Below are 26,214 nucleotides of genomic sequence, written 5' to 3'. Positions count from 1 at the left end.
AAAAGGGCGCAATGTGCGCCCTTAGTTGATCACAATCGGTTCAAAATCGCAGGCCGTAGAACACGTGGAAAAACCGTAGCGAGCGCATGTGAGTTGTGGCTGAGAAGCGGCGCTGTGGTATGCACAGTGAGCATCGGAGGCCGCAAATCGCGACGCGCAGTCGGTTTTTTGCTGTTCTTAGGCGGCGGCGAAGTCTTCGTCCGAGTTGTCTGGCAGATGCTTGATCGCCTCTTTACCGTGCCCTTGCACTTTGGTTTTGTACTTCATCACTTGCCTGTCGAGCTTGTCGATCAGCGCATCGATCGCGGCATACAGGTCTTGCGCCAGGCTTTCCACATAGACGGTTTTGCCACTGAGGCGCAGGTTGACTTCGGCCTTTTGACGTTTTTCTTTCTCTTTGAGGTTATCCACGGTCAGAATCACGGCAATATCGATGACTTGATCGAAATGACGTTTCACACGCTCCAGCTTCGTTTGTACGTATTCACGGATGGCTGGTGTGACTTCGAGATGATGTCCGCTGATGGTGAGATTCATACACACTCCTAAAGATGATCGGGTTCGTGCGGTCCATCGACTCCGGCCCGCAGAGGAACCGAAAAAAACTTACAAACACTTACGCAGGCTCACTGGCGGAATTTTCAACGCTTCCCGGTATTTGGCAACAGTACGTCGCGCAATCACCATGCCTTGTTCCCCCAGCATGTCCGCAATCTTACTGTCGGATAAAGGATTTTTAGGGTCTTCTGCTCCTGTCAGTTGCACGATCAATGCCCGTATCGCCGTCGATGACGCTTCGCCCCCCGCTTCGGTGGCGACGTGGCTACCAAAGAAATATTTCAACTCGAACATGCCGTGCGGGGTCAGCATGTACTTTTGAGTTGTTACCCGCGAGATCGTACTCTCGTGTAAACCCAGTGTATCAGCTATTTCACGGAGCACAAGGGGGCGCATGGCAACGGCCCCATGCGAGAAAAAGTTCTTTTGTCTTTCTACTATCGCCTGCGCCACGCGCAGGATGGTGTCGAAGCGCTGGCGCATATTCTTGATCAGCCACTTGGCTTCCTGCAACTGTGCGCCCATGGCGCCCTCCCCCTTGCCCTGCTTGAGCAAGTTGGCATACATGGCGTTCACGCGCAGGCGCGGCATGACGTCGTTGTTCAAGGTGACTTGCCAGCCATGGCGCGCGCGCTTGACGACGACGTCGGGCACCACGTAATCGGACACGTCAGAGGCGAACACGGCGCCCGGATGCGGATTGCACTGGCGTATCACCGTCTGCGCTTCGCGCAAGTCTTCATCGTCGCAATCGAGGGCTTTTTTCAGCTTGTTGAAATCGCGCTGGGCAAACCAGGCCAGGTGCTTTTCCACGATGACGAGGGCCATGCGCCGCGTCACCATGGCGATATGTGGCAGGCGCTTGATTTGCAGGGCCAGGCATTCGGACGCGCTGCGCGCGCCGACACCGGGTGGATCGAAACTTTGCAGCAGGGACAAGGCCGTGCGCAGCTCGTCGGCGTCGATTTCCAGCTCTTCGGGCAGGCGCGCCAGGATGTCGTCGAGCGACTCTTCCAGGTAACCATTGTCGTCGAGCGCGTCGATGATCAGCTCGACCAGCGCGCGGTCGCGCAATTCGAGCACCGTCACGCGCATCTGCTCCATCAGGTGTTCGCGCAGGGTGCAGTGATGGGCTTCGAGTTGCGGGCGCGAATCTTCGTCGTCGGGCGCCTTGCCCCGGCTCGCCTCGCTCCAGTCGCTGTCGCCGCCGTCCGCGACGGCCGGGCTGTCGCCGGCCTCGCCATCGAAGGTCTCCGCTTCGGCCGGCGCCGCAGGCGCCTCCTGGCCTGGCGGCTGGGGCGGTGCTTCTGCCGGCGCAGCCGTGGAACTCAGGGCGCCGTCGGACAGCAGGCGCAGCGAATGGTCGAGCGGATCGTCCAGGCGTTCGAGCAAGGGATTGTCCGTCAGCAATTGCTCTAACTCCTGGTGCAATTCCAGGGTGGACAATTGCAACAGGCGTATCGATTGCTGCAACTGCGGCGTCAGTGCCAGGTGCTGCGAAGTGCGCAGCTGCAATGATTGTTTCATTGGCTTACATGCGGAAGTGTTCGCCCAGATAGACCCGGCGTACCGACTCGTTCGCGATGATGTCGTCGGGGCGTCCCGACGCCAGCACCGAGCCCTGGTTGATAATGTAGGCACGGTCGCAAATACCCAGCGTCTCGCGCACATTATGATCGGTGATCAGCACGCCGATATTGCGCTCCTTCAAGAAGCGCACGATGCGCTGAATCTCGATCACGGCGATCGGATCGACGCCGGCGAACGGTTCATCGAGCAGCACGAAACGGGGATCGGTGGCCAGTGCGCGGGCGATTTCCACGCGGCGGCGCTCGCCGCCAGACAGGGACAGTGCCTGGTTCTCGCGCAGCTTTTCAATCTGCAAGTCGGCCAGCAGTTTATTCAGGCGCTCCTCGATCTCGGCCTTCTTCAGGGGACGGCCTTCGATGGTCTGGATTTCCAGCACGGCACGAATATTGTCTTCCACCGTGAGCTTGCGGAACACGGACGCTTCCTGCGGCAGATACGACAGGCCCATCTGCGCGCGGCGGTGGATCGGCAGGCTGGAAATGTCCACGCCGCTGATATCGATGCTGCCGCCGTCCGACGGCACCAGGCCGACGATCATGTAGAACGAGGTGGTCTTGCCGGCGCCGTTCGGGCCCAGCAAACCCACCACTTCGCCGCATTCGACTTGCAGCGAGACATCATGCACGACTTGGCGCTTACCATAGGTTTTTTGCAGCCCGCGAACGATCAGGGTGCTGCCGCAACGTGTATTTTCCATTATTTCTTTCCTGGCGCGGGCGTGGCCGGCACTTTCTCCGCCGCCGGCGCCTTGGTCTTCGGCTGGATCACCATGCGCACGCTGCCGCCATCGGGCGTACTGGTGCCGCTGTTGGAATTTTCCATCGCAAACTCTTCCTTGCGGCTGTCATACGAGATGAAGGCGCCATTCGCCACGTCGGTCACTTTCGTGCCTTCCAGGCGCGTCAATTTGGCTTTGGAAAACAGTTTCACCACTTCCGTCTTGTTATCGTATTCCACGCGCTCCGCTTCGCCTTCGACCCACAGCTCGCCCGCGCCATCGCGCTTCTGGCGGAAAGTGGCGAGCTTGCCGGGATCGGCCCAGAAGGTAATGAACTGGTAACCTTGCGGATCTTCGGTGATCAGGGCCCGGCCCGCCTTCATGGTCAGGGTACCCTTGACCAGCACGACGTCGCCCGTCAGGGTGCGCACCTGCTTGACGTCATCGACGTGGCCGCTACGTGCCGTGATGACAGCTTCCTTCTCGGAATCGGCCTTCTCGGCATGCGCCACGCCCATCATGGCCAGAGAAAATACGGTCAACAGCAAGATGTTCTTCATAGTATGGTTTCCTTGTTTCATTCTGTCATTTTGCCGCCGCGGCCGGGCGCGGTTTCGGCGGGAGGACCATGCGCAGCGTATTGTGCACGTCCACCACGCCGGTGGCGTTATTGGCCTTCATGCCTACGCCGTTGATGCGCGAGGCGCCCGTCAGGATATCGACAGGCAGGTCCGTTTCCATTCTTTCCTCATCCGGGAACACCGTCAGCGCCTCCGTCTTGACCGTCAGGTTCTGCGCCTTGGGACTGGCCACGCGGTCGATCACGACATTGCGGTGCAATTGCAGCCGGGTATTGTCCTGATCGATATGCGCCAGTTCCGCATTCATGTTCATCGGCGGCATGCCTGGCGAGAGCTTGCGCACGAAGGGCTGGTCGATATCGGACGAATCATCGAGCGGATAATGCGTGAGCTTGGTGCCCGACACGATATAGCTGGGCTTGCCCGTCAAGTCCATGCGCACCAGGCTGAAATTGGTAATGAAATAGTCGGGCTCATTCAATTGCTTGCTGGCGTTAATATCCTGCGCATTCTTGTTCATCACCTCGAGCAACCAAAAGCTGCCCAGCGCGACGAAGACGGCCCCCAGCACGGTAAAAATCATGCGCCAGCGATGGGCGCCTCCTGGCTTTTGCATAGTGCTTTACTCTCTTCAATGACACTGGCGGAAAGGCGCGCGCCTCACTCCAGGAACGGCGCCATGACGCGCGCATAGTTGTCCTGGGCGCGCAGCAGGAATTCGCAGATCTCGCGCACCGCGCCGCGACCGCCGCCGGCCTGCGTCACATGGTGCGCCAGGCCCTGCACTTCCGCACGCCCGCCCGGCACGCTGACGGCAAAGCCCACGCGGCGCAGGATGGGCGCATCGATGACGTCGTCGCCGATATAGCCGCATTGCTCTTCCGTCAAGCCCGTCAGCGCCAGCAATTCGCGAAACGGCGTCAGCTTGTCGTGGCCGCCCTGGTGCACATGGGTAATGCCCAGGTCTTGCGCGCGGCGTGCCGTAATCGCCGAGCGGCGCGCGCTGATGATGGCCGTCTGCACGCCCGATTCCTGCAGCAGCTTGATGCCCAGGCCATCATACACATTAAACGTTTTCATCATCTCGCCGTCCGGGCCGAAATGCAGGCTGCCATCGGTGAGCACGCCATCGACGTCAAAGATCATCAATTTGACCTTGGCCGCGCGCGCCAGGTTGTCCGCTACGCTATCCATCAGATCACCTTCGCTTGCGTCAGATCATGGATATGCAGCGCGCCCACCAGCTTGCCGTCGGCATCGACGACCAGCATCTGGTTGATGCGGAACTGCTCCATCACGGCCACGGCGTCCACGGCCAGGCGTTCGGGCGCGATGCTGCGCGGCTGCGCATGCATGACATCGCGGATGGCCACCTGCGTGAAATCCTGCACGCGCTCGAACATGCGGCGCAAGTCGCCATCGGTAAACACGCCCACGGGGCGGTTCTCCAAGTCGACGACGGCCGTCATGCCCATGCCCTTCTTCGTCATTTCTTCCAGCGCCTGCAGCAAGGTTGCCTGCACAGGCACCTTGGGCACCCGTTCGCCGCTGCGCATGACGTCATGCACGTGCGTGAGCAGGCGGCGGCCCAGGGCGCCGCCCGGGTGCGAGCGGGCGAAATCGTCTTCCTTGAAGCCGCGCAAGTCGAGCAAGGCCACGGCGATCGCGTCGCCCAGGGCCAGGGTGACGGTGGTGCTGGCCGTCGGTGCCAGGTTCAGCGGACAGGCTTCTTTCTCGACAGAAATATCCAGGTGCACATCGGCCAGCTGGGCCAGGCTGGAGTTCGGTTTGCCCGTCATGGAAATGAGCACGCCACCCATGCGCTTGACGACGGGCATGATGGCCATCAGTTCCGACGACTCGCCCGAGTACGATATGGCAATAAAAGCATCTTCCGAGGTGACCATGCCCAGGTCGCCATGGGCCGCTTCGGCCGGATGCACGAACAGGGCCGGCGTGCCGGTGGAAGCGAGGGTGGCGGCAATCTTGCGCGCGATATGGCCGGACTTGCCCATGCCCGAGACGACGACACGCCCCTTGCATTGCAGCAACATCGCCACGGCGCGGCCCACGCTGTCGTCCGTGGCCAGGCGCGCGTGCAGCGCATTGATGGCGTCGGACTCGATCTGCAAGGTAGTGCGGGCCAGCGCGACGGCGCGCTCGGTCGTCGCTTGCATGTCAATTCGATCAAAAGCTTTCAGCATTGTTTTTTCATGGGTTACACTCATGCCCAAAGTATAAACGAATTAGGAAAGCAAAAAACTTGCCAGTCACAACAAACAACGATTTCCATTGACCGTACCGGGCAACCCATGTTTTCCTCGCTTGAACTGACCCTGATGTTACTCGGCAGCGCCGTACTGGGCGTGGTCGCTTTCAGAATGTTGCATTTGCCGCCCATGCTGGGCTACCTGGCCGTCGGCATCGTCATCGGTCCCCACGCGCTGGGCCTGGCGGCGGAAAACGAAGCCAGCCACACCCTGGCCGAGTTCGGCGTCGTCTTCCTGATGTTTTCCATCGGCCTGGAATTTTCTCTTCCCAAGTTCCTCGCCATGCGGCGCATCGTCTTCGGCCTTGGCATGGCGCAGGTAGTCACTACCATCATCGCCACCGTCGTCTTCGGCTGGTTCGTCGGGCGCTACCTGTCCGCCTACATCCACCTGAGCTGGCAAGCCGCGTTCGCGCTGGGCGGCGCGCTGGCCATGTCGTCGACGGCCATCGTGTCGAAAATGCTCACGGAGCGGCTGGAACTCGAAAGCGAACACGGCCGCAAGATCATCGGCATCCTGCTATTCCAGGACCTGGCCGTGGTGCCTCTGCTGATCCTCATTCCCGCCCTCACGCGCGATTCGAACAACCTGGCCGAAACCCTGGCCTGGGCCGGCGGCAAGGCTCTGGTCGTACTCATTTTGCTCTTGTTCATCGGGCAAAAGCTGGTGCGCGGCTGGCTGACCATCGTCGCCAAGCGCCGCTCGCAAGAATTGTTCATGCTCAACCTGCTCCTGATCACCCTGGGCGCGGCCTGGATCACGGAACGGGCCGGGCTGTCGCTGGCCCTGGGCGCTTTTGTCGCCGGCATGCTCATTTCCGAGACGGAATTCAAGCACCAGGTGGAAGAGGATATCAAGCCGTTCCGCGACGTGCTGCTGGGCCTGTTCTTCATCACCGTAGGCATGCTGCTCAATGTTCGCGTCGTGTTTGAGAACTGGTGGCTCGTCCTGCTGCTGCTGTGCGGCCCCGTGCTGCTCAAATTCGCCCTGATCGCGGGCCTGGCCAGGCTGTTCGGGTCCAGCAACGGCGTGGCCCTGCGCACGGGGCTGGGACTGGCGCAGGCGGGCGAGTTCGGCTTCGTGCTGCTGAACCTGGCTGGCGGCATCAAGCTGATGGATCCGTTCGTCGTGCAAGTCGTGCTGGCATCGATGGTGCTGTCGATGCTGGCGGCGCCCTTCCTCATCGCCAAGTCCGATGCCATCGTCATGAAGCTGGCGGCCAACGACTGGATGATGCAGTCGCTGGCCTTGACGAAAATCGCCACACGTACCATGGCTTCACAGAAACACGTGCTGATCGCCGGCTTCGGACGCAGCGGGCAAAGCCTGGCCACCCTGCTGGCGGAAGAAAAGATCGAATACCATGCGCTGGACCTGGACCCGGAACGGGTGCAGGAAGCGCAGCTGGCGGGCGCCCACGTATCGTATGGCGACGCGGGGCGGCGCGAAAGCCTGGTGGCGGCCGGTATCTACCGGGCCAGCGCCGTGGTGATTACCTACGCAGACACACCCTCGGCACTGAAGTTATTGCATTTGCTCAAAGAGATGGCACCGACCTTGCCCGTCATCGTGCGCAGCTACGACGATACCGACCTCGACCAGCTGAAAAGCGCGGGCGCGGCAGAAGTGGTGCCGGAATTGATGGAAGGCAGCCTGATGCTCGCCTCGCACGCGCTGATCATGATGGGCGTGCCCCTGCGCCGCGTGGTGCACCGGGTGCAGGCCGCGCGCGAGGAACGCTATGCCTCCTTGCGCGGCTATTTCCACGGTTCCAGCGACGCGGGCGACGATGCCGAGATGGAACGCCTGCATACGGTCACCGTCAACGAGGGCGCGCAATGCGTGGGCTTACCGTTGAGCACGATCGACGTGGCCAGTTGCGGCGCGTGTGTGACGGCTATCCGCCGCGGCCGTGGCCGCCTTGATGTCAGCCCCGAAACGCAACTGGCCAGCGGCGACGTGGTGGTGCTGCGCGGCACGGCCGACGCCGTGGCCAAAGCGGAAACCTTGCTATTGAAATAATCAGCCGATCTTAATCGGACAATCTAGGCCTGCCAGCTGATGACCTTGTTGCGCCCATCCGCCTTGGCCTGATACAGGGCCTGGTCGGCGTGCGCCACCAGTTGCTGCGCCACCGTTTCGATCGGTAGCAGGGCCGCGTCCTCCTCCAGGCTGGCCACGCCGATCGACACGCTGACCCAAGCCCGCGCGCTGCCCGGCAAGTCAAACATGCTGCCGGCGATGCTGGCGCGGATGCGTTCGGCAACAAAGGTGGCGCTGTCGAGGTCGGCGTCGATCAGCAGCACGACAAACTCTTCGCCGCCGAAGCGGCCCAGCGCATCGGAGCGGCGCAATTCCGTGCGTATGCGCGTGGCCACCTCGCGCAGCACTTCATCGCCGCCCTGGTGCCCATGCGTGTCATTGACCAGCTTAAAATGGTCGATGTCGATATACATGCATGAAATACAATAATGTTGCCGCCGCGCGCGGGCGATTTCTTCCAGCAGCCGGCGGTCGATATAGCGGCGGTTGTAGACGCCCGTCAAGGAATCGGTCAAGCCTATGTATTTCAGCATTTCATTGCTGATCACGTTTTCCAGGCAAATGGCGATGATGGAGGCCATGTGCTTGATGAAATCCGTGCCCAGCGCTGGCGTAAAGCGCGTCACGTCGCTGCTGGCCAGGTTCAGGCTGCCAATCAGGCGCTTGTTGCGCAGCAAGGGCACCAGCGCCACGCTGCGCAAGGGAGCATCGATCTGCGGAAAACGCGGGCCATGCATGGACGCGTCGAACTGTCCCAGCAACGGCAACGGCGGCAAGGCCGCCTCACCCTCGGCCACGGGCTTTGGTGCGGCAAAGCCCAGCTCCGCCACGGCATGCACGAACAGCAACTGCGGAAAGGCGCTGAAATCGACGCCCAGCTTTTCCATCACCAGCACGATATCGTCATCCTCGTCGAGCAGGCTCAAGGTGACGCCGTCGAGGTCGGAAATCACGGGCAAGGTACGGAAAATGGTACCGATCAATTCGGGAAACGTGGACGCGCTGACAATTTCCAGGTCGAACGCCTGGTGCCGGCACATGATGTCGTGGTTGCGCTCGACCTGTTCCAGCAGGAAAGCCATGCGCGCGCGCAAGGCCTGGTTTTCGGCTTCGAGACTGGCAATGCGCGGGTCCGGCGGTATTGCTTGATTCATAGGAACCTTAAACCCTTCTGTGCAGGCGCCATGCTTAAAATGCCAGTTCGAAACCGATGTCCTGCCCTACCACGATACGCTCATCGCCGCCTTCGGTGACGATGGCGTTCATGCCGAAGCAGATGGCGCCGTCGAGCTCGGGCTTGGCGCGATAGCCATGCATGACGTCGAGCGGGTCCGGTCCGGGCACGCCCGTGGCCTGGTCCACCGACGGGATCGGGCAGCGCGAGCACGGCTTGACGGGTTTTAATTTGGTGGCGCCCAATTGCAGGAAGTCGGCGTAGTCTTCCTCGAAGGCGCCGATGTCGCCGATGACCAGGTTGGGGCGAAAACGGTTCATCGGCAGCGCCTGGCGACCGGCGGCGCGCAGCTTGTCATTGACATCGGCGAGCGAGGCACTGCCCGCGATCAGCACCGGGTAGCCGTCGGCAAACATGGTCGAGGCGGCCACGCCATCCGTCCAGGTAGTGCTGGTAGCGCGCACCACGTCAGGGTGAAAGCGCACCAGGCGGCACGGCACGCCGATGGCGTTGGAAAACCAGGCGGCCGTGACCGCGTCGCAATCGTAGGCGCGTACGGTATCGTCCCACACTTGCACCTCCAGCATGGGCGCCAATTGCGGATGCGGCAAGCCCAGCTCGATTTCCAGGCGCAGCATGCCCGGTGCGCGCAATTCCAGGGTGGTGGCCTTGATGGACGGCACGATCAGCGCCATGCGCGGATGTTCACGCTGGGTCAGGAAGCGACCTTGCGCGTCCACCACCATCCATTCCCGATCGAATACGTGCTCGCTCATCAACCCTGAGCGGGTCAGGACCGCCTCGCGCAGGTGGATGCCGGCGCACGATTTAATCGGATACAGGATGATGTCGGACAGGATAGCCATGGACAGGGGAGAAGGAACAATGGTGCTGCTTCTGCCGGGAAGTTATTCAGAAGCGAAGTATGGCAGCAAAGCGGGCAAGCGTAAATCAGCCAGGCTCAGCCAATAAGGCTGGCCTGGCGCAACAACGATCAATACGTGTAGAAGATACGCTGGATTTCTTGCGTGCTGTTCGTCTTGGTCAAGGCCAGCATCAGCAGGATGCGGGCTTTTTGCGGATTCAGGGTGTCGGACACGACACTGTCGAGTTCATCGTCGTTGGCTTCGCCATTGCGCGCCACGATGCCCTGGCCGACGCGGCTGGCACGCACGATCAGCACGCCCTTCTGGCGCGCTTCCACCAGGGCCGGCTTCATTTGCGCGGCCACGCTGCCATCGCCCACGCCCGCGTGGATGATGCCCTTGGCGCCGGCGGCAATGAAGGCGTCCATGCCGACCCGGTTCATATTGGCGTAGCCATACACGATGTCGACTTGTGGCAGGGCATCGAGCTTGCTGATGTCAAATTCCGATTCCAAGGTGTGCTTGCGCGTCGACTGGCGGTAAAAGAAAGCCTTGCTGCCCTGGATGTAGCCGAGCATGCCCAGTTCCGGCGACTTGAAGGTGTCGGTGGTGGATGTATTCGTCTTTGTCACTTCGCGCGCGGCATTGATCTGGTCGTTCAAGGCCACCAGCACGCCCTTGCCCACGGCTTCCTTGCTGCCCGCCAGCATCACGGCGTTGTACAGGTTGATGGGACCGTCAGCCGAGATGGCCGTCGATGGACGCATGGCGCCCACCACCACCACCGGTTTATGGCTTTTCACGGTGAGGTTCAGGAAATACGCCGTTTCCTCGATGGTGTCAGTGCCGTGCGTCACGACCACGCCATCGACATCTGGAGAAGCCAGCAGTACGTTGATGCGCTTGGCCAGGGTCAGCCAGTGTTCATTGCGCATGCTTTCGCTGGCGATCTGGAACACTTGCTCGCCTTTGACATTCGCCACTTTCTTCAGTTCCGGCACGGCCGCGATCAAACGGTCTACGCCTACGGTGGCCGAGGTGTAGCCGACGGTGGTGGTGCTGTCGGCACCGCTGCCGGCGATGGTGCCGCCCGTGGCCAGGATCACCACATTCGGCAATTTGACGACCGCGTCCTGCGCGCGCGCGGGCGAAGCGGCGACAAAGCCCATCAACAAGGTGGCCAGCATCAGCTGTGCGCAAGAATGGAATTTACGTGAAAACATGATGCTCCTGTTCGGTGATGTGTCAAAGATAACAAAGTCGTGTGCAAATTATATGTCATCCGTGCGCGGGAAAATCCCGAATTCATGCGTATCGCGCAAACGTGCGCCCCTTCCCATGCGCTACAGTGGCGCCATGTCCACACTGCGCCTCTTCCGCTCTTGCCTCGTCCTGCCGCTGGTCTTGATGGCGCTCAACGCCTGCTCCACGCAAATCGAGCTGCGCACGGCGGCGCAGCAGGAACAGTTCGCGCTGGAAGCTGCCAGCCAGGGCGACTGGACGCAAGCCATGCGCAGCTACGAGTCGGCCGTCGAAAATGTAGAACTGGGCCATGGCGATCTCGCTTGGCAGGCGCGGCTGCATCACCAGGCGGGACGCGCCGCCAGCGGGGCCTGCCGCTACGACGCGGCCGAATTTCATTTCCGCGCAGCCATCGCGCTGGCAAAGCGCAGCAAACAATCGAGCGCCTTCAGCTACAAGGCGCTGATCGAGCAATATGAACGCCAGGGCAAGGCGACAGAAGCCCTGGCCGTGCACAATGAGCTGGGCTTTCATCATTCACGGGCGCTGGGCGCGCTTGCTGATTTCGAATCGCTGCCGGTGGGCAAGTCTTGCGGCGTGCCTCGATGAACACTGTACGCATCTTGCTGGCCGCCTCCGCCCTCTTCGCCATAGTGTCGCCCGCGTGCGCCGCAGAGCCGGCGTTACCCTTATGGGAAGCGGGCATCTTCGGCGGCACGGCCGTCACGCCCGCCTATCCGGGCGCCGGCGAACGCTCGACGCGCAGCCTGGCCCTGCCCTATCTGATTTACCGCGGAAAAGTAATACGCGCCGACCGCTCAGGCGTGGGCGCGCGCCTGCTCGACACGGACCGCCTCGACATCGATATCGGCTTTGCCCTGTCCTTGCCGGCCAGGTCCAGCGACGTGCCGGCCCGGCGCGGCATGCCGGACCTGGGCACCCTGGTGGAGTTTGGCCCACGCCTGAAAATCAAGCTGGCCGAGCCGACGCAACACAGCCGCCTGGGGCTGGAACTCCCCTTGCGCGCCGTCATCGAAGCGCGCGGCGGCCTGCGCCGCCAGGGCGCCACGTTCGAGCCACGCCTCGTGTATGCGCTGCAAGGCGAACAGCAGGCGTGGCAGGTCGACGCCAGCCTGGGCGCCGTGCTGGGCAATGCCGCCATCAACGATTACTTTTATGGCGTCAGCCCCGCATTTGCCACCGGTCAGCGCCCGGCCTATGCGGCAAAAAGCGGGCTGATGCTCACGCGGCTGGGCCTGGGTGGTTCGTACCGCCTGCAGCGGGACTGGCGCGCCTTTGCCTTTTTACGCTACGACAACTACACAGGCGCCGCCAACCGCGCCAGCCCCCTGCTGCGCCAGAACAGCGGCACCTCGGCCGGCATCGGCCTGATGTGGACGTGGCAACGCTCGGATAGTCTGGCACGGGGCGTGGACGATTAGCCCGCTTAAAACTCCGTCGTGGCCGACAGCATGAGCGTCTGCGGCGCGCCCAGGCCCAGGCTGGTCCATTGCGGCAGCGCCCAGTACGCCCTGTTGCCGACGTTCGTCACGCTGGCGCGCACGGTCAGGGGCCGGCCCGCCGCACGGGTGGCGTAGCGCGCCCCCAGATCAAACACGCTGCGGCCCGATACGGACAGCGAATTATCCTCGTTGATGTATTGCTTCGATGCCGCCGTCGCATTCGCCGTCAGGGTCAGCCCCGGCAGTGGCGGCGCGTCCCACTCCACGCCCAGCTTGGCCTGAAGCTTGGGTACGCCGGCCGCCTGCTTACCCTGGTTGACGCCGTTATTCGTCCTGGCCAGGGTCGGATCCACATAGGCGATGCCGCCCATCAGGCGCACGTCGCGCACGGGCGAGCCGAAAAAGCCCCAGTCGACGCCGCGGTTGCGCTGCTCACCGCCAAAGGAAAAGATATTGCTGACCGGGTCAACATAGCTGCTGGGGCGTTTGATTTCATACACGCTGAGCGTGTGGGCGAATTCGCCCAGGTCGACCTTGACGCCGGCCTCCATCTGCTTCGATTTATACGGGGCAAACACTTCACCCGCGTTGGCCGCCGTCATGGGGGCCGTCGCACCCTGGCTCAAGCCTTCGATGTAATTGGCGTACAGCGCAATATTCCTGGCGGCCTTCACCAGCAAGGCGACGGCCGGCGTCGTGGCAGCGGCGTCATAGCGGGAGGTTCGCGTACCCGTCTTCACGTTGAAGCTGTCGTTGAGCACTTCCTGGCGCCGCAAACCCACCGTCAGCTGCACGCGATCTTGCGCAAACGACAGGGTATCGACCAGGCCGACACTGGCCAGGCGCAATTCCGTCTTCGAAATTTGCGGCGCCTCGAAGCGGGTCGCTGGCCCCCAGACGGGATTGTAGATATTTGTGATCCAGTCTTGCGCCAAGGTATTCCTGCGGCCAAACTGCTGGTCCGTGTGGTGGTAATACGTGGCGTTGGCCGCCCATTGATGGCGGATGCCGGCTGTGCGGAACGTGCCCTTCACGCCCGCTTCCGCCGATTGTTTTTCCAGCTTAAAACCCAGGTCCGCCAGATTGGTGCGGTAGTCGCCGGCCGTATTGAACACCTGGATCAGGTAGGCGCCCGTCGACTGGTAATCGGCCTTGCCGGCGCCGATGGCAGCATACGCCATCAGTTGTTCGTTCACGTCATATTCGCCGCGCAGCATGGCGCCCTTGTCTTTCGTGTCATAGAAGGCCCAGCTTGGATTGAGCAAGGTCTCCGCTTTCGGCGGACGCGGCACTGGCAGGCCGGCGGCCAGGTTGACGCCCCGGTTCAAGCCCCGCGCGCGGTCTTCGCTACTGTACAGGTCGGCGGACAGGCGCGCGCCGTTGCCGCGCCAGTCCAGTCCCACGGACGCGAGCCGGGTTTTCTTTTCCTGATGCTCGATGGCACCATCGCCGTCGCGATAGACGCCATTGATGCGGATGCCGAATTGCTTGTTTTCACCAAAACGCTGACCCAGATCAATATGCCCGCCCCATTGCGCATCCGACATATACGACGCCGTCACGCGTGCCAGCGGCGCATCGCCCGCGCGCTTGGGCACCAGGTTGATGCTGCCGCCCACCGAACCACCCGGCGGCATGCCGTTGAGCAAGGCCGACGGGCCTTTCAGCACTTCGATGCGTTCGCACATCTCGGGCGAGGTTCGATAGACGGGCGAAACGCCGAACAGCCCACCAAACGCGACGTCGCTGGTGCCGGAACTGAAACCGCGTATCGAGTAATTCTCGCCAATGATGCCCGTCATGCCGCTGCTGAAGACGGTGGGATCGGTGGCCGAGATCACATCGGTGATGTCGCGCGCCTGCCGGTCTTCGATGAATTTATCCGTATAGCTGATGGTGTTGAACGGGGTTTCCATGAAATCCTTGTCGCCCAGAAAACCCACGCGCCCGCCGGACGCCACTTGCCCGCCCGCATAGGCATCGGTGACAGTGTTGCCTTTACCCCAGACCGTCACGGCCGGCATGGTTGCGGCGGCCTCTGCACTGGCGCTGTGCGCCGGCTCGCGGCGCAGCGTGTAGCTGCCATTGCCCTCGCGCACGGCCTGCAAGCCGTGTCCGCGCAGCAATTCATAAAAGCCTTCTGGCACGCTATAGCTGCCGGACAAGCCCGCGCTATTCTTGCCCTGCAGCAGGCTAGCCTCGACCGTCAATTCGATCCCCGCCGCCGCCGCGAAAGTGTTGAGTGCCAGCCCCAGTGCACCGGCCGGCACGCTGAACGCTTGCCGTGCTTGCGCTGCTTGCGCGTACGCGGACGGGGCCGCCACGCCCAGCGCCCCAACGCTCAGGCCGGTACCGAGCACCAGTTGCACGGCGGTGGCGATGCGGCTCAGAGTCAAGATGGGAAGGTGGTGCATTGCCATATGTTCTGCCATAGCTTAAGTCCTTTTTTCGGATGGGAAGATTGCTTGCTCTCTCCCTATCTCCCGAACGAAAAGGCAAAACCCTCAATGCAAATACGAATCATTACTCACTTATTGCTCTCACAGGTAGCCCTTCAGCACATCGTCTATGAGCAATGTCAACGACGTCACGCTGGCCGCCGTGATGTACCAGGCATCGGCATCGACAAAGACTACGCGACCGTTCTTCCAGGCATTGGTCTGGCGCAAGAGCGGATTGGCCATCTGTTCGGCCGTCATGACGGGACGGTGTTCCATCACGGCCGTACGGTCGACAACATAAATGATGTCGGGATTGGCTTGCTGGATGAACTCGCTGGAAATGGGCTGCCCATGCAAGCCCGCCTCGATGGCCGCGCTGGCCGGTTTGACGCCCAGCGCATCGAAGACGAAGCCATAGCGCGACTGCACGCCAAACGCGCTGAAAGCGCCGTTGTTGTGCAGCACGATCAACGCCCTCTCGGGACGCTCCTGCGTCACCTTGCGCGCGTCCGCCACCTTCGCGTCGAGCTCAGCGGCTTTCTGGCGAGCAAGGTCTTCCTTGCCGAAGATATGCCCAAGTGTCAGCAAGTGTTGCTTGACCACCTCGATGTGCTTGCTCTCGCTGTTCTGGTAATCCACGTCGAAGTGCAAGGTGGGCGCGATCTGGCTCAACTCTTGGTATTGCTTGGCCTGGATCGAGGTCATCAGCACCAGATCGGGCTGGAGCGCGTGGATATGTTCGAGATTCGGCTGCACGATGGCGCCCAGGTCGAGGATGCCCTGGTCGTCCTTATAGCGGGTGAGAAAGTGCGGCACGTAATCCTTCACCATGCCGGACACGGGCACGCCCAGCTGGTCGAGGAAATCGACTTCATTCATGTCGAGCACAGCCACGCGCCGGGGACGCTGTTCGATCACCGTCGTACCCAGCTTGTGCACGATGGTGATGGGAGCGAATGCCGGCTGTGTGGCCGAGACCGCCGGCGCCGGCGATATGCTCGCCGTCTTGTCGGTACAGCCTTGCAAGACCGCCATGGCGGCGATCAACACGGCGGTTGCCAGACGGGGTTGGATGCAGATCATTTCAAGCTCCTGTGGGGGTAAAGTAATTGCAGACGCAGCCGCGTTCGTTGCGCACGATGTGGAAATCGATGTCGTACAGGGCGCGCAAGCGTTCCTCGGTCACGACCTCGTGCGCGGGGCCAGCAAAGCGCACGGCGCCGCCCTGCATGGCGACGATGTGGTCCGAGTAATTGGCGGCGAAGTTGATGTCGTGGATCACCAAAATCACGGTGCGGCCCTGTTCGTCGCACAGACGGCGCAGGGCGCGCATGATCTGCACGGCGTGTTTCATGTCCAGGTTGTTGAGCGGCTCGTCGAGCAGCAAAATGTCCGTCTGCTGGGCAATCGTCATGGCCAGAAAGGCCATCTGGCGCTGGCCGCCGCTCAGCTCATCGACGTACGCCAGGCGCAAAGGTTCCAGCGACAAAAAGGCGATGGCGTCATCGATGGCCAGACGGTCCTGCGGCGTCAGGGTGCCGCGGCTGTAGGGGAAGCGGCCGAAGGCGACCAGTTCTTCCACCGTCAGGCGCAGGTTGAAATCAGGCGACTGGCGCAGGGTGGCCGCTAGTCGCGCATAGTCCTGGATCTTGATTGCAGCAATATCGCGGCCACCGATCAGAATTTGTCCTCCTCCAGGCTCCAGCAGGCGCGCGATAAGCATCAGCAACGTGGTCTTGCCGGCGCCATTCGGGCCGATCAAGGACGTCACTTTCCCCTGGGGAAACTGCGCGCTGACGTTGTCCAGCACGCGCCTGGCGCCGTAGCTTTTTTCAATCTGTTTGACGTGGATCATACGGTGCCTCGGGTGCGGACCATGAGCGCAAGGAAATACGCGCCACACAACAGATTGACGAGAATGCCAACGGTGGTCCGGTAGTTGAAAACGTGCTCGACCAGCAACTGGGCGACGAGGAAGATGGCGATGGCGGTGGCGCAGCCCAGCGGCAAGGTGACGCAATGGCGCGCCGTGCGGGCCAGGGCATAGCTTGTGTTCGCCACAAAGATGCCCATGAAGGCCGTCGGCCCTAGCAGACTCGTCGATACGGCTACCAGCACGGCGATCAGCGCCAGCTGCAACTGCACCATGCGCCGGTAATCGATACCGAGCGAGATGGCTTGCTCGCGGCCCAGCGCCAGCACGTCGAGCGCCGGCAAGGTTGTCATCAGGGCCACGCAGGCGGCGCCCACCAGCAGGGCCGAGTACAGTAATTGTGCGGGCTGCGCCTTGTTGAACGATGCCTGGCTGAATCCTTGCAGGATGGCAAATTCGCCGGGACTGATGCGCAGCTGGATGAACTGAGTAAACGTGCCGATCACCATCGTCAGCACGAATCCCAGCAGTAACAGGAAATACACGTTGTTCTTGCCATCACGAAACAGCCAGTAATGGATGGCCCAGGAGTAGGCCAGCATCAGCGCGATCGACAGCACGAAGTTGCCGTTGTGTCCCAGCAGCACCACGCTGCGCATGCCCATCGCGAGGATCAGCAGCGACTGCAGCAGCAGGTACACGGCTTCATAGCCCATGACGGCCGGCGTCAGAATGCGGTTGCCAGCAATGGTCTGGAAAACAATCGAAGACACGGCCACGCAGACGCCGCCGATGACGATGGCGGCCAGCCGCGCCATGCGCCTGGGGAGGATGTAATCGAAGTCAAAATTCGCGCCGATAAAAAGAAAGGCCAGCGCCAGGGCAAACACGAGCAGCCACAGCATCCGCCGCTTGAATAGCCGCTTCATCGCCGCCCCCGGATGATTAATATGAGGAACAGCACGCCGCCCACGCCGCCCGCCGTCAGGCCGATCGGCACCTCGAACGGGTAGATCAGCAAGCGCCCGGCGATGTCGCAGGCCAGCAGCAGCGAGGCGCCGCACAGGGCCACGATGGGCAAGGTGCGGCCCAGGTTGTCGCCATGGCGCAAGGCCACCAGGTTCGGAATGGCCAGCCCGACGAACGGGATGGCCCCCACCGTGATCACCGTGGCGGCCACGGTGACGGCCACCAGCATCAGGCCCAGCGCCACCGTGCCCGCATAGTTCAGGCCCAGGCTGGTGGCCATGCTTTCTCCCATGCCCAGCACGGTAAAGCGTTGCGCGTACAGATACGTAAGGACAACGATGGGCAAGATCAGATAAATGATTTCATAGTTGCCCTGCACGATGCGCGAAAAATCGCCGAGCAGCCAGCCCTGCATGCTTTGCAACATATTGTTACGGTAGGCATGAAACTCGGCCAGGGCGCTGAGGACGCCGCCATACACGAGACCGATCACGGGGACCAGAATCGTGTTCTTGAAGCGGATGCGGCGGATCAGGGCCACATACACGAGGCTGGCGGCAAAGCAAAAGGCGAGAGCGAAGGCCATCTTGCCGGCCGTGCCCGCCGCAGGCGCCACGGTCAGCGCAACGAGGATGCCCAGCTTGGCCGCGTCGAGCCCGCCCGAAGTGGCAGGTTCGACAAACTTGTTGCGCACAATGTGCTGCAGGATGACGCCACATACGGACAGGCCCACTCCCGTCAGCACCAGCGCCGCTAAACGGGGCAGCCGACTGGCCGTCAAGGTCAGCCAGGTATCGTCGGACAGCGCGCCGGAAGACGACGATGGCGACAGCAGCTGCGCCCACTCCATTTGCCTGGCGCCGACCAGCAAGGATGCGCAGCACAACAGCAGGAAGACGAAAAACAGACGCGCGCGTGTCAAATGCCGGACTCCGTCCCAGGCTGGCGCGTGGGCGCGGCGATGCGCCAGCCCTTGGCCGCCTGGCGTTGAGCCAGGAAACGGGCATACAGGCCGTCCTGCGTGCGCAAGGTGGCTGGCGCGCCCTGCTCGCGGACCATGCCGCCATCGAGCACGACGATCTGGTCGGCCATGGCCACCGTCGACAACTGGTGGGCGATGACGATCAGCGTGCGCTTGCCGCGCAGCCGCGCCAGCGCCTCGGCGATGGCGGCCTGGTTTTCCGCGTCGAGTGCAGCTGTCGCTTCGTCGACCAGCAGGATAGTCGCATCCTTGATCAGCGCGCGGGCAATCGCGATGCGCTGGCGTTCGCCGCCGGACAGGCGCGCGCCGCCCTCGCCGACCAAGGTATCGAGTCCCTGCGGCAAGCGGGCGATGATCTCGGCCACGCCAGCCTGGCGCGCCGCTTCAAGCACCTGGGCCTCGCTGGCATCCGGCTTGCCGAGGCGAATGTTGTCGCCGATGCTGCCCTGGAACAGATAACTGTCCTGGAAGATCTGGCTGATCTGGCCTGCCAATTGCTCGCTGGACATATCACGCACATCGACACCGCCCACCAGCACCGTGCCCACGCTGGCGTCAAAGAAGCGCGCGATCAGGCGCACCAGGGTCGTCTTGCCGGAGCCGGAAGCGCCGATCAGCGCCGTCATGCTGCCCGGTACGATCTGCAGATTGATGCCCGTCAATACATCGGGCTGGTCCCGAGCATAGCGGAAACTCAGGTCGCGCAGCTCGACCGCACCATTGCGCGGCGCTTGCGGCGCGGGTGCTTCTGGCAGGGGCTGCACGGCGAAAATATCGCGCGCAGCATCGAGCGGGCCGCGCGCGCCGCGCAGCACTTCGCCATAGCTGGCCACTTCCTGCAGCGGGTCGACCAGGCGCACCACCAGCAACAGTGCCACGATGACAGCGATGGTCTCTTCCACAGCGGCTGCACCGCCCTGCAGACTGTTGAACCACAGCGCAGCGGCGGCCAGCAAGGCGGCGAAGATGGCTTGCACGGTCCAGGCATTGAGCACCGACGACAGCGCCGACAGGTAAATCAGGCGTGTACCAGCGTTGCGCTGCCGGGCGATGGCTTGCTGCAGAAAACGCGTGCCGTCGCCACCGAATGCGCGCAGGACGGCTTGCGCTTGCGCAAACTCCACCAGGCGCTGGCTGGTCTGCGCAAAATGATGATGGTAGGCGTCGTCGGCACGCTGGCCCAGGTGCGCCGTCAGCCGCAAGGCGCCGGCCAGCAGGGGCAGCGCCAGCAGCGCCATCACGCCCAGCTGCCAGTGCAGCGCAAACAGCGCGGCCACGAGCACCACGGGCGTGACAGCGCCGCAGATGACGGGCGTCAGTACATGGGCCGGCAGTTGCGCCACATTCATCATGCCTTGCGTAATGACGTGGCCCAGCTTCGCCGTGTTGTCCGGCGTGAACCAGCCGACGGGCAGGCGCGCCACATGGTCGCCCAGGCGCTGGCGCGCCCCTTGCAGCAGCGTCACGCCCACGCGCACGCCCGCTTTTTCCACCTGACGCCGCCAGGCCCAGCAAGCGACCAGCCCGGCCAGCAGCACGATTAGCCACAGGGCCGCGCCGCCCGTATCGCCGGCCAGCAGCCGCCCCAGGGCCAGCACCAGTGCCGTGATCGTCAAGCCACTGAGCACGCCATACGCGAACGCCAGGGAACAGTAGCGGCGGAACACGGCCGCATCGTCGCCCAGCAGTTGAATCAACGTTTTCAGCATGCTCGCACCGCCTCTTCCTGGATATCCTGATAGCCGCCCAGCGCCCACATTTGCGCATAGCGGCCCTTGTCTGCAAGCAAGCCGGCATGGCTACCCTGCTCGACGATGGCACCGTTCTCGACAACAACTATGTGGTCGGCATGCATGACGGTGTCGAGCCGGTGCGCGATCACCAGCAAGGTGCGGCCTTGGGCAAAGCGCGACAGCGCGTCCTGGATCGCCACTTCGTTTTCCGCATCGGCCGCAGCCGTCGCTTCATCGAGCACCAGCACGGATGGATCGAGCAGCACGGCGCGGGCGATGCTGACGCGTTGTAACTCGCCGCCGGACAGTTGCGCATCCTCGCCGATCACGGAATCGTAGCCGCGTGGTAAGGCCAGGAGGCGCTCGTGGATGTTCGCCAGGCGCGCCGCCTCTTCGATCTCGTGTGCACTGGCCGATGGCCGGCCCAGCGCGATGTTCTCGCGCACGCTGGCGTGGATCAGCCGCACTTCCTGCAGCACGAAGCCGATGCGCCGGTACAGCTCGGTCATGGCGATGTGCCGCAGGTCGACGCCACCGAGGGTGATGCGCCCTTCAGTGGGATCAAAAAAACGCAGCAGCAGCCGCGCCAGGGTCGACTTGCCGGAACCGGAAGCGCCGACGATGGCCGTGACCGTGCCGGCTTGCAAAGTGAAACTGATGTCCGACAGCACCTTGTTTTTCCCGTCGTAGGCATAGCCCACACGCTCCATGCGAATCTCGGTGCCGTTAGGCAACTGCTGCTGTTCCGGCGCCGGCTGCGCCAGCACTGGCGTATCAAGCAAGGCTTGCACGCGCTGGGCGGCGCCCGTGGCGTTGTTGAGGTCATGCGTCAGGTAATGCAGTAGTAGCATGGGTGCAGAAATACCGGGCGCCACCAGGGCGAACGGCAGGATATCGACGGGCGCCATCGCGCCCAGGGCCACGAAGACGGTGCCGGCGATCACCACCACGCCCAGCACCGCCACGGGCGCGATCAGCGCATTGGCATTCGCCATGGAACCCACCAGCGGACGCGTAAACGCGGCGAAAGCGTCGGCAAACGCATCGACGGCGGCGCGGTAGCTGCCATGCGCGCGACCCGTGGTGCCGAAGGCCTTGACCACGGGAATGCCATTGACGAACTCCACTACGGCATTGTTGATGCGCCCCATGCCGGCGACGAATTGCTCCATATTGCCCCCGCTGGCCTTCAAGGCGCGGCCGAAAAACAGGAAGAAGCCGGGAAACGGCAGAATGGAGACGAGGGCCAGGCGCCAGTCCATGGCGAAAAGGTACAGCACCGAGATGGCGATGGCGCCGACGGCGCGCCCCGTTGTCGTATAGAAGTGGGCCGTAAGGCTGTGCAGAGTATTGATGTCGTCCTGCATCGCCTGCTTGACCTCGCCCGACGCCCGGCTGGTGAACCAGCCCAGCGGCACCTGTCCCAGGCGCTGCATGGCTTGCAGGCGCAGTAGATGGGTGAGGCGGTTGTCGGCCAGGTGCGCGGCCAATTCGCCCAGCGAGATCAGGGCCATGCCGGCAAACAGGCAAGCGACGCTGGCGATGATGAGCTGCCACACTATGCCTTGCGTCAGCGCAGGCGCGGGAGCGAGGGCCATTTTCGCCAGCTGCGCGATGCCGGCCAGCGGTACCAGGGTAAGCATGGAGCCCGTGCCGGCGAGCACGGCGGCGGCGATCAAACGTCCGCGGATGGGGTACAGGATCCGCCTGATCGGGCCGGCTTGACGGCTTTGGCTACGCATGAGAAGACTGAGAAATAAGGTGCATAAGTTCAAGGAATAAGGGTGGCTCTTACCCTATATCCCGAACGAGAATGCAAAACCCTCAATCGCGCACGCGAAATTGTCAGGCAGCAGCCTGGGGCATGGCTTGAAGCGTCACCCAGTAACGCGTGCGCGCAAGCATCTGCACAGGCAAGGCCAGCGCCAGGTTATGCAGCGCGCGGTCCGTGTCGTGCAGAGGAAACACGCCGCTGACGGTCAGGCTGGCCACGGCCGGGTCGCAGCGCAGCAAGCCGTGACGATAGCGGGCCAGTTCCGCCAGCAGGTCGTCCAGGCGCATGTTATCGGCCACCAGCATGCCCTTTGTCCAGGCCGCCGCGCTGGCAGTAACGGGGGCGGCAGATTGCACGATGCCGGCCGAGAAGATGGCACTGTAGCCCGTGGCGATCCCCACAGCGTGACCGGGCGCATGCGCAAGGCGTATTTCGACGGCCCCCTCGAACACGGCCACGCGCGACGTGTATTCATCTTGCCGTAAAGTAAAACGCGTGCCCAGCGCCTGCACCGTGCCGTGGCGCCCCTGCACGCGGAAAGGCCGCTGCGCCGGATCGGGATCGTGCGCCGTGGTGACGAGGATTTCGCCGGTGCGCAAGACCAGCAAACGCTCGCTGGCGTCGAAGCGCACGTCGATGGCGGAAGCGGAAGCGAGGATCACGCGCGTACCGTCAGGCAAGGAAATCTCGCGGATCTCACCCGTGCCGGTGCTATGCCCTGCCGTGGCGACCTGCCAGGCATCCGTGCCGCGCAGCATATACGCCAGGCCGCCCACGGGCAGCAGCACGGCCAGCAACTTCAGGGCACGGCGGCGGTTCAGGTAAGCGGCCGGGGCCGGTTCGCGCAGCGCGTGCCGGGCAACGTCGCGCGGCACGCTGTGCAGCTTGCCCTCGAACGCCTGCAAACGCTGCCAGGCGAGGTCGTGGTGCGGATGGGCGGCGCACCAGCGGGCACACGCAGCCCGGTCTTCGTCGCTGGCGTCATCGGACCAAAGGCGCGCCATCCACTGGGCCGCCTGCTGCACGATCGCGGGCGCAATCAGCACCTCCATGACTCAGGCGTCCGGCGCATACAAGGCCTGGTAGCAGGCCAGCAAACCGGCGGCGATGTATTTTTCGACGGACGAGACGGACACCTGCAATTCGGCGGCGATGTCGCGGTAGCTCAGGCCATCGAGTTTGCACAGCAGCAAGGCCTTGCGCGCCTTGGTGGGTAGCTGGTGCAGCACCGCATCGATTTGCGTCAGCGCCTCGATCACCAGCGCGCGCTCTTCCTCGGACGGAGCCAGCGCTTCGGGCAGCAGAGCCAGCACTTCCAGATAGGCCGCCTCGATCTGGCGGCGGCGGTACAGGTCGATGACCATGCCGTTGGCGATCTGCGTCAGGTGGCGGCGCGATTCTCCGGCAGGCGGAACGCGCCCCGTCTTCATCAGGTGCAGATACACGTCGTGCGCCAGGTCGGCCGCATCGAAGGCATTGCCCAGCTTGCGGCGCAACAAGCCCCGCAGCCAACCATGATGGTCGGTATACAGAATGCTGACTTGCTGCTGAAGCGCTAACTCGGCGGTGCTCACGATACCCTTCCTGTGGTCCTTGGCCTGCGAGACAGCGGACACATTAATATAAATGAGAATTATTCTCATTGTATAGGAAAAAGCAAGGCAAGAGCAACCGGCCTGGACGGAACGCACGGCATGGCAAGGCGATGGAATTAGCCAGGCGGGCAATAAAAAACCCTGCAAATCAATGATCTGCAGGGTTCCTTGTCGCCCCATGCCCAAGCATCGGGCCGGGTCGAAAGTTAGACGTTGAACAGGAAGTTCAGTACGTCGCCATCCTTGACCACGTATTCCTTGCCTTCGGCGCGCATCTTGCCCGCTTCCTTGGCGCCCGCTTCGCCCTTGTAGGCGATGAAGTCGTCATAGGCGATGGTTTGCGCGCGGATGAAGCCGCGTTCGAAGTCGGTGTGGATCACGCCGGCCGCTTGCGGCGCCGTGTCGCCCACATGGATGGTCCAGGCGCGCACTTCCTTCACGCCTGCCGTGAAGTAGGTTTGCAGGCCCAGCAGTTTGTAAGCGCCACGGATCAGGCGGTCCAGGCCTGGCTCTTGCATGCCCATGTCGGCCAGGAAGGCGCCCTTGTCTGCATCGTCCAGGTCGGCGATTTCCGCTTCCAGCGCGGCGCAGATGGCGACGATAGGGGCGTTTTGCGATTGCGCGTAGGCCGTCAGCTGGTCCAGCAGCGGGTTGTTGGTGAAGCCCGAATCGGATACATTGGCCACGAACATGGCCGGCTTTGCCGTGATCAGGCACAAAGGCTTGATCAATTCCATTTCGTCGGCGTCCAGGCCCATGGCGCGCACCGGCTTGGCATCGTTCAGGTAAGGCATCATGCGTTCCATGATGGCCAGCAGCTTGGCTGCGTCCTTGTCGCCCGAGCGGGCTTTCTTGTTTTCGCGGTGGATGGCTTTTTCCACGGTGCCCATGTCGGCCAGCGCCAGTTCGGTCTGGATGACTTCGATATCGTCGAGCGGATTGATCTTGCCGGCCACGTGGATGACGTTGTCATCTTCGAAGCAGCGCACGACGTTGACGATGGCGTCCGTCTCGCGGATGTGCGACAGGAACTGGTTGCCCAGGCCCTCGCCCTTCGATGCGCCTGCCACCAGGCCGGCGATGTCGACGAATTCCACGATGGCATTGACCATGCGTTCCGGCTTGACGATGCCGGCCAGCGCATCCATGCGTGGGTCCGGCACTTCGACGACACCGACGTTCGGCTCGATGGTGCAGAACGGATAGTTTTCAGCCGGGATGCCGGCTTTCGTCAGTGCATTGAACAGGGTGGACTTGCCGACGTTCGGCAAGCCGACGATACCGCATTGGAGACTCATGGAAAACCTTTAAATAATCAATATTGCCGGCAAGCGGCTGGTGCAAAACGGCCATTGCGGGCGTTTTCTGGATAATCTTGCTGTATTAGTGCTCTAAGGGTCAATTGTACCTCTATGCACCCTACTCTTCAAAAAAACCACCCCCTGTGCGGCTAGGGCGCGTCATCCCCGTCGTCCGGCTGCGACGCATCGAATTCCAGGATGTCGCCGGGCTGGCATTCGAGCATCTCGCAAATTTTCGACAAGGTATCGAAACGCACACCGCGCACCTTGCCCGATTTTAAGAGGGAAAGGTTCTGCTCCGTGATGCCGATAAAGGCGGCCAGTTCCTTCGATTTCACTTTTTTCCTGGCCAGTACCAGGTCGAGGCGCACGACGATGGCCATCAGATGAACTCGCTGTTTTCATCGGCCAGGCGCTGGCCTTCATGGAGGATTTGCGCCAGCGCAAGGAAAACCGTACACAGCAGCAAGGTCCACAAGTCGCCGCCCGTGATGTCGATGACCAGGCGTAACTGGCTCGCCCCCTCGTCCAGCAAGCCAAACAGCATGCCGCGCACGGTCGGCTCCAGCAAAGTCAGCACCGTTCCCAACAGCAAGCCGCCAGCGAAACGGCGAAAGCGCTGCGCCACCTGCGGCGTAAAAAAGACGCCCTGCTCGAACTGATGCAAGACCAGGACCAGCTGGCGCACGGCATCGCCCAGCACCAGCAAGGCTGGCAAGGCCAGCGCCAGGCCAAGACCCCGCTGCCACAAGGGCATGGCGGCCAGACGCTCGAATGGCTGGCTCTGCAATTGCAGCAACAGTTCATACATGCCGGCGCCACCGACGCTGCCGTGCGCGGCAGGCGCGGGCGCCAGCCAGCCCAGCACCGTCAGCAGCAGGTACAGCACAAAGAACGCCGAGACGCCGTAGCGCACGCGCCGGCTCAGTCGCGCTGCTCCCGTCTGATTTTTTTTCATATTCAAAAGTATACGGATGCGTAAAGTGTTGTTAGAATAAATTATCGTAAAACAATAACTAAATCATGTTTTGCGACCATTTT

25 protein-coding genes are annotated in these 26,214 nt (G+C 62.4%); 3 read left to right on the top strand and 22 right to left on the bottom strand.

What is annotated here, in order from left to right; all coding sequences use genetic code 11:
* Positions 1-177: 177 nt before the first annotated feature.
* From hpf to K0F85_RS17790, 7 genes are all read right to left on the bottom strand, one after another.
* A complete protein-coding gene (gene hpf / locus K0F85_RS17820) occupies positions 178-537 on the bottom strand; it encodes a ribosome hibernation-promoting factor, HPF/YfiA family (protein ID WP_102121097.1) in 360 nt (119 codons plus the stop codon).
* A 69-nt stretch (positions 538-606) separates the two neighbouring features.
* Positions 607-2,085 carry an RNA polymerase factor sigma-54 gene (locus K0F85_RS17815; protein WP_219117305.1) on the bottom strand — a complete coding sequence of 493 codons (1,479 nt, stop codon included), beginning with the start codon at positions 2,083-2,085 and terminating at the stop codon, positions 607-609.
* 4 nt (positions 2,086-2,089) lie between these two features.
* The gene (gene lptB, locus K0F85_RS17810; RefSeq protein ID WP_219117304.1) at positions 2,090-2,845 is read right to left on the bottom strand and encodes an LPS export ABC transporter ATP-binding protein; all 756 of its coding nucleotides are present in this window, start codon (positions 2,843-2,845) and stop codon (positions 2,090-2,092) included.
* The gene (gene lptA, locus K0F85_RS17805) at positions 2,845-3,426 is read right to left on the bottom strand and encodes a lipopolysaccharide transport periplasmic protein LptA (RefSeq protein WP_219117303.1); all 582 of its coding nucleotides are present in this window, start codon (positions 3,424-3,426) and stop codon (positions 2,845-2,847) included. Before lptA ends, lptB begins: the two co-directional genes overlap by 1 nt.
* Before the next feature lie 25 nt (positions 3,427-3,451).
* Positions 3,452-4,063 carry an LPS export ABC transporter periplasmic protein LptC gene (gene lptC, locus K0F85_RS17800; RefSeq protein WP_257572852.1) on the bottom strand — a complete coding sequence of 204 codons (612 nt, stop codon included), beginning with the start codon at positions 4,061-4,063 and terminating at the stop codon, positions 3,452-3,454.
* Positions 4,064-4,107: 44 nt separating this feature from the next.
* A complete protein-coding gene (locus K0F85_RS17795) occupies positions 4,108-4,641 on the bottom strand; it encodes an HAD family hydrolase (protein WP_219117302.1) in 534 nt (177 codons plus the stop codon).
* Entirely contained in the window at positions 4,641-5,675 is a 1,035-nt protein-coding gene (locus K0F85_RS17790; protein ID WP_374198733.1) for an SIS domain-containing protein, read from the bottom strand. The genes K0F85_RS17795 and K0F85_RS17790 overlap by 1 nt, the downstream gene beginning before the upstream one ends.
* An 84-nt stretch (positions 5,676-5,759) precedes the next feature.
* Here K0F85_RS17790 and K0F85_RS17785 point away from each other — a divergent pair, with 84 nt between their 5' ends.
* Entirely contained in the window at positions 5,760-7,739 is a 1,980-nt protein-coding gene (locus K0F85_RS17785; RefSeq protein WP_219117300.1) for a monovalent cation:proton antiporter family protein, read from the top strand.
* Positions 7,740-7,762: 23 nt separating this feature from the next.
* Here the strand turns inward: K0F85_RS17785 and K0F85_RS17780 are convergent, their stop codons facing one another.
* From K0F85_RS17780 to K0F85_RS17770, 3 genes are all read right to left on the bottom strand, one after another.
* A complete protein-coding gene (locus K0F85_RS17780; RefSeq protein WP_219117299.1) occupies positions 7,763-8,914 on the bottom strand; it encodes a diguanylate cyclase in 1,152 nt (383 codons plus the stop codon).
* Between the two features lie 34 nt (positions 8,915-8,948).
* Positions 8,949-9,800, bottom strand: coding sequence for an MOSC domain-containing protein (locus tag K0F85_RS17775; protein ID WP_219117298.1), 852 nt, complete (start codon positions 9,798-9,800; stop codon positions 8,949-8,951).
* Positions 9,801-9,928: 128 nt separating this feature from the next.
* A complete protein-coding gene (locus tag K0F85_RS17770; protein ID WP_219117297.1) occupies positions 9,929-11,023 on the bottom strand; it encodes a type II asparaginase in 1,095 nt (364 codons plus the stop codon).
* A gap of 133 nt (positions 11,024-11,156) precedes the next feature.
* On the opposite strand from K0F85_RS17770, the gene K0F85_RS17765 reads away from it, so the two are divergent.
* Positions 11,157-11,651 carry a hypothetical protein gene (locus tag K0F85_RS17765; protein WP_219117296.1) on the top strand — a complete coding sequence of 165 codons (495 nt, stop codon included), beginning with the start codon at positions 11,157-11,159 and terminating at the stop codon, positions 11,649-11,651.
* On the top strand, positions 11,648-12,484 hold the full coding sequence (locus K0F85_RS17760) for a MipA/OmpV family protein (RefSeq protein ID WP_219117295.1): 837 nt from the start codon (positions 11,648-11,650) through the stop codon (positions 12,482-12,484). The genes K0F85_RS17765 and K0F85_RS17760 overlap by 4 nt, the downstream gene beginning before the upstream one ends.
* 5 nt (positions 12,485-12,489) lie before the next feature.
* Here the strand turns inward: K0F85_RS17760 and K0F85_RS17755 are convergent, their stop codons facing one another.
* The 12 genes from K0F85_RS17755 to K0F85_RS17700 all read right to left on the bottom strand — a co-directional run bounded on the left by K0F85_RS17755 (position 12,490) and on the right by K0F85_RS17700 (position 26,131).
* Positions 12,490-14,919, bottom strand: a complete 2,430-nt coding sequence (locus K0F85_RS17755) for a TonB-dependent receptor (RefSeq protein WP_257572851.1) — start codon at positions 14,917-14,919, stop codon at positions 12,490-12,492.
* Positions 14,920-15,045: 126 nt separating this feature from the next.
* Entirely contained in the window at positions 15,046-15,981 is a 936-nt protein-coding gene (locus K0F85_RS17750; RefSeq protein WP_219117439.1) for a siderophore ABC transporter substrate-binding protein, read from the bottom strand.
* A gap of 49 nt (positions 15,982-16,030) precedes the next feature.
* Complete coding sequence (locus K0F85_RS17745) at positions 16,031-16,801, bottom strand: ABC transporter ATP-binding protein (protein ID WP_219117293.1); 771 nt, start codon at positions 16,799-16,801, stop codon at positions 16,031-16,033.
* Positions 16,798-17,724 (bottom strand): iron chelate uptake ABC transporter family permease subunit, encoded by a 927-nt coding sequence (locus K0F85_RS17740; protein WP_374198732.1) that lies wholly within the window; start codon positions 17,722-17,724, stop codon positions 16,798-16,800. Before K0F85_RS17740 ends, K0F85_RS17745 begins: the two co-directional genes overlap by 4 nt.
* Before the next feature lie 20 nt (positions 17,725-17,744).
* On the bottom strand, positions 17,745-18,710 hold the full coding sequence (locus K0F85_RS17735) for an ABC transporter permease (RefSeq protein ID WP_219117291.1): 966 nt from the start codon (positions 18,708-18,710) through the stop codon (positions 17,745-17,747).
* Positions 18,707-20,479 (bottom strand): ABC transporter ATP-binding protein, encoded by a 1,773-nt coding sequence (locus tag K0F85_RS17730; RefSeq protein ID WP_219117290.1) that lies wholly within the window; start codon positions 20,477-20,479, stop codon positions 18,707-18,709. Before K0F85_RS17730 ends, K0F85_RS17735 begins: the two co-directional genes overlap by 4 nt.
* Positions 20,473-22,245, bottom strand: coding sequence for an ABC transporter ATP-binding protein (locus K0F85_RS17725; protein WP_219117289.1), 1,773 nt, complete (start codon positions 22,243-22,245; stop codon positions 20,473-20,475). The genes K0F85_RS17730 and K0F85_RS17725 overlap by 7 nt, the downstream gene beginning before the upstream one ends.
* A gap of 103 nt (positions 22,246-22,348) precedes the next feature.
* A complete protein-coding gene (locus tag K0F85_RS17720; protein WP_219117288.1) occupies positions 22,349-23,329 on the bottom strand; it encodes a FecR domain-containing protein in 981 nt (326 codons plus the stop codon).
* A gap of 3 nt (positions 23,330-23,332) precedes the next feature.
* Positions 23,333-23,851: a sigma-70 family RNA polymerase sigma factor gene (locus K0F85_RS17715; RefSeq protein WP_219117287.1), complete on the bottom strand. Its 519-nt coding sequence runs from the start codon at positions 23,849-23,851 to the stop codon at positions 23,333-23,335.
* Between the two features lie 227 nt (positions 23,852-24,078).
* Complete coding sequence (gene ychF / locus K0F85_RS17710) at positions 24,079-25,170, bottom strand: redox-regulated ATPase YchF (RefSeq protein WP_219117286.1); 1,092 nt, start codon at positions 25,168-25,170, stop codon at positions 24,079-24,081.
* 152 nt (positions 25,171-25,322) lie between these two features.
* On the bottom strand, positions 25,323-25,556 hold the full coding sequence (locus K0F85_RS17705; RefSeq protein WP_102121119.1) for a helix-turn-helix transcriptional regulator: 234 nt from the start codon (positions 25,554-25,556) through the stop codon (positions 25,323-25,325).
* On the bottom strand, positions 25,556-26,131 hold the full coding sequence (locus K0F85_RS17700; protein WP_219117285.1) for a hypothetical protein: 576 nt from the start codon (positions 26,129-26,131) through the stop codon (positions 25,556-25,558). The genes K0F85_RS17705 and K0F85_RS17700 overlap by 1 nt, the downstream gene beginning before the upstream one ends.
* Between the last annotated feature and the right edge of the window lie 83 nt (positions 26,132-26,214).

This window comes from Janthinobacterium sp. UMAB-56 (genome assembly GCF_900095265.1).
Taxonomy (GTDB): domain Bacteria; phylum Pseudomonadota; class Gammaproteobacteria; order Burkholderiales; family Burkholderiaceae_D; genus Janthinobacterium.
Note: the sequence above shows the minus strand (reverse complement) of the source record. Positions and strands in the feature narration are given on the sequence as shown.